The 6,091-nt window shown below is 41.6% G+C and carries 6 protein-coding genes; 3 read left to right on the top strand and 3 right to left on the bottom strand.

Annotated elements, in window-relative coordinates; all coding sequences use genetic code 11:
- The first annotated feature begins 507 nt into the window (after window positions 1–507).
- From IM500_RS08855 to IM500_RS08865, 3 genes are all read left to right on the top strand, one after another.
- Window positions 508–885, top strand: a complete 378-nt coding sequence (locus IM500_RS08855) for a hypothetical protein (RefSeq protein ID WP_287738145.1) — start codon at window positions 508–510, stop codon at window positions 883–885.
- Between the two features lie 10 nt (window positions 886–895).
- The gene (locus IM500_RS08860) at window positions 896–3,700 is read left to right on the top strand and encodes a caspase, EACC1-associated type (protein ID WP_287738146.1); all 2,805 of its coding nucleotides are present in this window, start codon (window positions 896–898) and stop codon (window positions 3,698–3,700) included.
- Window positions 3,701–3,929: 229 nt separating this feature from the next.
- Window positions 3,930–4,580, top strand: a complete 651-nt coding sequence (locus tag IM500_RS08865) for a TIGR04282 family arsenosugar biosynthesis glycosyltransferase (RefSeq protein WP_287738147.1) — start codon at window positions 3,930–3,932, stop codon at window positions 4,578–4,580.
- On the opposite strand, the gene IM500_RS08870 is transcribed toward IM500_RS08865, so the two are convergent.
- The 3 genes from IM500_RS08870 to speD all read right to left on the bottom strand — a co-directional run bounded on the left by IM500_RS08870 (window position 4,542) and on the right by speD (window position 5,905).
- The gene (locus IM500_RS08870; protein WP_002759526.1) at window positions 4,542–5,054 is read right to left on the bottom strand and encodes a L,D-transpeptidase; all 513 of its coding nucleotides are present in this window, start codon (window positions 5,052–5,054) and stop codon (window positions 4,542–4,544) included. The two genes, IM500_RS08865 and IM500_RS08870, sit on opposite strands and share 39 nt — an antisense overlap.
- A gap of 78 nt (window positions 5,055–5,132) precedes the next feature.
- A complete protein-coding gene (locus tag IM500_RS08875; RefSeq protein WP_079207718.1) occupies window positions 5,133–5,438 on the bottom strand; it encodes a DUF6464 family protein in 306 nt (101 codons plus the stop codon).
- Between the two features lie 59 nt (window positions 5,439–5,497).
- The gene (gene speD / locus IM500_RS08880; protein ID WP_002759529.1) at window positions 5,498–5,905 is read right to left on the bottom strand and encodes an adenosylmethionine decarboxylase; all 408 of its coding nucleotides are present in this window, start codon (window positions 5,903–5,905) and stop codon (window positions 5,498–5,500) included.
- Between the last annotated feature and the right edge of the window lie 186 nt (window positions 5,906–6,091).

Genomic DNA, 6,091 nt, shown 5'->3' on the forward strand with positions numbered 1-6,091 from the left:
ACGAGCGAAACAGGTGCAAGATTTTGAGAGAATCGTCGTTCAAAACCTTGCGTCTTCATCGGCCCGCGTCCTGTAGGGGCGAAGCATTCGGGCAATAACCTATCGGTGAAACCGTAGATTTTCTATCCGAATGCTTCGCCCCTACTTTTTGCCGCAAACCCTATCTATATCCTTACTTTTAATCATGATACCAATACTCACCCCCTGTCAGGAATGTCAGACACATTCTCATACTTTCTAGCGGAATTATCGCCATTAGCCTGTAGTAGTAGTAGGTTGGGTTGAGGAACGAAACCCAACACACAATAATTGTTATGATTTCTTGGAGCAGGTTGAAAAATCGATCTTCTATGTTCAGCAACAGCACAACATCAGTGAAGAAATCGGCACTCGGCAAGGGGCAGTATGAAAATGGGATCACTTATTTAGATTTCAGATGGTATATGGTAAAATTTGCATAATTCAGTAAGATTAGTATTATCCTATATTATTTCAACTCAACTTCCTATGAGTAACAAATCTACGATTAAATTGGTGATCGCTTTTAACGATCCTAACCTGGAGCCTGAAGAACGCGACGAACAGGCCCAAGTATTACTAACAGAACTACAACAGGCAGATGAAGTTGAATCGGTTAAACGCATTCTTGATCCCAATCCCCCTGAAGGTAATAAGTCGTTGGGCGGTTTTTTGGGTGGAATCTTAATGACCGAAGTTAACCCCGCTAATGGGAAAAAGTTGTTAGGGTTTCTTGGCGATCGCTTGGGAGGTAAACCGATAGAATTGTCGGTAGAGGCCAATGGTCGCAATTTGACGGTTAAGGCTCACAGTCGAGAAGAATTGGAAATGGCTATTAAAGCGGCTCTAGACTTTATCTCAGGTTAAAGAAGGTATTATGGCAAAATTTGCTTTGTTAATTGGTGTGAGCGAGTATTCCGAAGGATTGCGCCCAATTTCTAGTGCCATTCTAGACGTTGAAGCAATGCGCCGAGTATTAGAGCATCCAGACATGGGAGCCTTTGATCAGGTTACAGTTTTGCCTAACCCAGACAAAGGGAGCATGGAAAAAGCAGTTGAGGTTTTATTTGCTGATCGAAAGCGAGATGATTTGGTGCTTTTATATTTTTCTGGGCATGGACTTAAAGATCAAAAGGCTAGATTTTTTCTAAGTACAAGAGACACTGGGCGTGATCAGAAGGGAAATTTTTCTCTTGCAACAGCTTTAGCGGCAACTAAACTTCAAGAGTACATCACAGATAGTCATTCCCAAAGGCAGATAATTATTCTCGACTGCTGTTTTAGCGGAGCATTGGTTCAGGGAATGCCAATCAAAGGGGAATTTAACATTCAAGAGGAATTAGGAGGTAAAGGAAGGGCGATTTTGACCTCTTCTAGTCCAATTGAATATTCTTTTGAGTCGGAAGATAACGATTTGTCCATCTATACAAAATATCTAGTTGAAGGAATTGAAACTGGTGCAGCAGATCAGGATGGTGATCAATTAATTTCTGTTAATGAATTGCATGAGTATGCCAGCGAACGAGTAAAGGAAGCTGCCCCGGCAATGACTCCCAAATTTTATCTTTCTCTTGAAGGAGAGGATACTATTTATTTAGCCAAATCTCCTCTTGCTGCTAATGATCCTAAATTTAAGTATCGTAAAATAGTTGAGGATATTATTAAAAAGTGGAATGATGAGGATATTAAAGATTATTGTTTTAAGGAGGAAGACTTTTCTGCTGCAGATAGGGCAGTTTTGGATGCAACAATAGATCAATTAAATCTCTCACCAGATGAAGCCAGAACGATTGAAACAGAAGTTCTTAACCCACTGCTACTGCGACGAGACAATATTAAGAAATATAGGAATGCGTTTCGGAAAATAATAGCTGCTGCTAATCATACTCCATTGAAAAACAAAGATAAAGAGAGTTTAAAGAAACTGCAAATTATCTATGGACTCAGGGATGAGGATATTCAGGTGATTGAAGAAGAAGTGCAAAATGAGGTTTATCCCATTACTCCGACGATTCCACCAATCACTTCGCCTTCTGCAAAAATCGCCCAAATTTTGCATTCTATAAAAACTTTAAAGCCCCAAAATTTCAAATTAAATCTGCCAGTTAGGATAGGAATAGCATCAATAGCAGTTGTAAGTTTAATTGCCATTAATCGCCATAATATTATTACTCCATTAATTCCATCTGATTGTCCAAAACAAACGGGCGACTTTATTAGTGAAGGAGAAGAAGTTCTTAATTACTCTCAATTGTTTAACAAGAAGAAAGGTACAGAATATTTTGCACAGTGTGATTATCAAAAAGCCCTGTTAAGATTTAAGGACGCATGGCAAGAGGATAGGCTAGATGCAGAAACATTAATTTACTTAAATAATGCTTTACTAGAAGCCAATAAAATGCCATATTACACGATTGCTATTGCTGTTAGTATTCCCAAAAATCAAAGTGACTTTAATGATGATGATGGTGATAGTCGAGCAAAAGAAATGTTACGAGGAGTAGCGCAATTACAAACAAAAATTAATCTGGGACTTTTAAATGACAATGATCCATTCCTCAAGTATTTTCCAGATCAAAATTTTATCAACAAAAAAGCGATTAATGGTAAGGGATTAAAAGTTGTCATTACTAATGATGAAAATGACGAATTACTAGCCCAAAAGACAGCAAAATCTCTTTCCCAGCGTCCTGAAATTTTAGGGGTTGTTGGTCACTATCCCAGTGAAATGACTGTGGCAACGGTGGATATTTATAAGGAAAATGATTTAGTTTTGATTTCTCCCGGATCAACGACTAGCGAGCTTACTAAATACCCCAGAAAAAATTTCCTGCGAACTGTTTTTTCCAGCGATCAACAATCTCCTGCCATTGCAAAATTTTTGCAAGAAAAGTCTATTAAAAAAGTGGTAGGCTTTTATAGTGAAGGAAGTCCATTTAGTGAATCTTTTTTTAATAGTTTTAAAACTATTTTTACACGCCCTCCATTCTCTGGAACTGTAGTAAAATTAGATGAATTTGATCTGGGAAATAATTTTAAGGCAGAAGAAGCCATCCAAGAGTTACGACGACAAACAGAAGCAAAAATAACAGAAACAATAGGGCTTGTACTATTCCCAAAAGCAATTGGCGATGCTCAAGGCGATGCAATTAGACTTATAAAACTTAATAATAGTCAAAATTGGGTTATCGGATCATGGGGGCTTCGTAGTTCTCGTACCTTAGAACAAATTAACAACCTACAACCTTTTCAAAAGTTTGTTATTGCGGTTCCTTGGGATTCTTTAACCAGTCCTAACCAGGATTTTCTTAAGGATGCTAAAATTTTATGGACTACAACTTCTGTTAATGCAATAACGGCCCTATCCTATGATGCAACTCTTGCTCTAACAAAAGCTCTAGAAAAGGCAAATACTCCCACACGAATTAATATCCTTGAACACTTAAAGTCTCCTGATTTTCTTGTCACTAAAGGTGCAACTGGGACAATTCAATTCGATGAAAATGGCGATCGCAAGAAGTTGGATGAAAATGGCGAACCCCAAAATCCCTCCGTAGAATTTGTTCACATTGTGGAGTGTCGGACACTAAGTTCAGATTTTGCTTTTGTCCCAATCAAGTATCCTACTGCTAAAGATGCCGGTTTATCCTGTTTAAACTCACCCAAAAAACCTAGTCCCTAGCTAATCAGGGTTGGCTGAAAAAGTCTGAAATGCCGCTAGGAAAAAGGTTTCGACCCAATAAAGCGATCGCCCCTCTTGTAGGTTGGGTTGAGGAACGAAACCCAACACAGAATTAGATAACCAACTAAAATAATCTATACTAAGCCAATAAAGCCCGTTTTATTGGGTTTGCTGCCTTCTATTGACAGTAGGCTCAAACTAATAATGAATATCATCGTCGCAATCACTCGTGGACTGGAGACAACAACTGATTATTTTTACCCGTTATCCAGAATTGGGGAAAGTAAAAACCCGTATGATTCCGGCCTTGGCAGCCAAGGGAGCCGAAGAATTACACCGAAAACTGGCCGAATATACCCTCAGTAAATTAGCGGGTTTGAGGAGTTTTCTCTCCCTGATCATTTACTACCATGGCGGCAGCGAGGAAAAAATGCGTACTTGGTTAGGTGTGCATTATTGCTATCATTCTCAACGGGGAAAAGACTTAGGAGAAAAGATGCAAAATGCTTTTGCCGATGGTTTTGCTCAAGGGATGACAGCGATCGCTATTATTGGCACAGATTGCCCAGAAATCGGGGAAAAAGAGATTTTAGCAGCCTTTGAGGCCCTAAAAACCCACGATATGGTTTTAGGGCCGGCGTTAGATGGAGGATACTACCTAATTGCTTTAAAACAGGTCTTTCCAGAGCTTTTTGACGGTATTCCCTGGGGAACGGGGGAAGTCTTGGCAAAAACTCAGACAATCGCCGCTAAACTGGCTTTAAAGACCGCTTATCTGCCTAAATTAGCCGATATAGATCGCCCGGAAGACCTGCCCATCTTAAAAAATTATCTGCCAGAATTAAGGTTGAACGATGACGGGGGTTCCCATGCGGACTAAATCAAACAACACTTTCACATCCCGATTCCGCATCCGCACACAACCATGGGAAGCGGCACTACCGAGGGAATTTTCCGCGGGGGTGCCATGAAAACCGATGGAATTTTTGCCGTCACTCCAAAAACCGATCCATCTTTCCCCTAGGGGACTATTGGGACCGGGGGTGCTGACTTTTCCTGTCCAGGGACTTTTCCAGACGGGATTGCGAACTAACTCCCGCACCTCAAATTTACCGGTGGGGGTTTCCCAGCCTTTTTTGCCGACGGCGACGGTAAATTGTGCTAAAACTTTACTATCTTGATAAATGTAAACTTTTCTCTCTTTCAGTTTCAGGACCAGATGGGTAGCGAGAGTTTGATTGGCTGCGGTATTCGGGGTGACGGTGCTGATTTGGTTAGCTTGGGCCGGATATACGGGTAAACAAGTTAATCCTAATCCGATGATTAAGAGGGTCAAATTTCGTTTGAACGCCATTGTTCCCACACTCCTCAATTGCGATAGCGATAATTTTTAAGGATAGCAAATAGGGAACTTTTTGGAAGCTCAAGCCGCTTACACTGTGCCAGTTTTAGCTTCGTACTGCCGACAACCTTCACAGGGACCGGTGGGATTAACCGCACAACGCAAATGGGGGGAATAGGCATTAAAACGACAACTAAGATCACCTATAAATGCCGGTTTATTTTCTGTCCCTGGAGGGATTGACAAAAAATCACTGGCAATCACCGTGCTGTATTCGTGACGATAGCGAATCCCTCTCAAACGGTTGCTTAATCTCTGTTGGGATCGGTTAATCAACCAGAGACTAACGAGAGAGGGAAAGATGGCAAGGATAAAAACAAGGGTTATCCTGATCACGATTTCAGTTTAGGCGATCACCAGTGCTGCTAACTTATTATCGAGGCCGGCGCTAGAAATTAGGCCATAACTAGGGAAGACTTCAGGGGTTCTTCCTTTTTGCTTTCATAAACTGCCCCAGGACCGGGGAATCCTCTGGTTAGTTCCCGCACTTTAATCTCACCTGCTTGCAGGGATTTGGTCAAAATTTCCATGGCAACCACGGGTTTACCCGCACCACAGAAGAATAAATCGGCGGCGAAATAGCCGTGTTCAGGCCAGGTGTGGATCGCGATATGAGATTCAGCTAAAGTCGCCGTCGCGGTAACTCCGTGGGGACTGAACTGGTGGACACACAAATCGATCAGCGTTGCTTCTCCTGCCGTAATTCCATCGAGGATAGCGCGACGAATGCGCTCGGGATCGTTGAGGAGGTCAGCAGGTACTTGCCAAGCATCGACAATCAAATGGGTTCCCAGTTTGGTCATTTTTTTTTCAATACTCCCTATCGAAAAACCTTCACAGATTTACCAGTATAACACAATTTTTCTAACTTGTGCAAAAAAGATCTGGTTTTTCTCGGTTACTTTTTCTAAAAAACTGAGACAGTGTGGGGTGTGGGGTGTGGGGTGTGGGGTGTGGGGTGTGGGGTGTGGGGTGTGGGGTGTGGGGTG

It is taken from the genome of Microcystis sp. M179S2, from assembly GCF_020245805.1.
GTDB lineage: Bacteria > Cyanobacteriota > Cyanobacteriia > Cyanobacteriales > Microcystaceae > Microcystis > Microcystis aeruginosa.

Bases quoted from the DNA above. Each gene is read 5' to 3' on its own strand.
- IM500_RS08855 (WP_287738145.1), top strand. From the start codon at position 508: ATGAGTAACAAATCTACGATTAAATTGGTGATCGCTTTTAACGATCCT.
- speD (WP_002759529.1), bottom strand. From the start codon at position 5,905: ATGACCAAACTGGGAACCCATTTGATTGTCGATGCTTGGCAAGTACCT.
- IM500_RS08870 (WP_002759526.1), bottom strand. From the start codon at position 5,054: ATGGCGTTCAAACGAAATTTGACCCTCTTAATCATCGGATTAGGATTA.
- IM500_RS08860 (WP_287738146.1), top strand. From the start codon at position 896: ATGGCAAAATTTGCTTTGTTAATTGGTGTGAGCGAGTATTCCGAAGGA.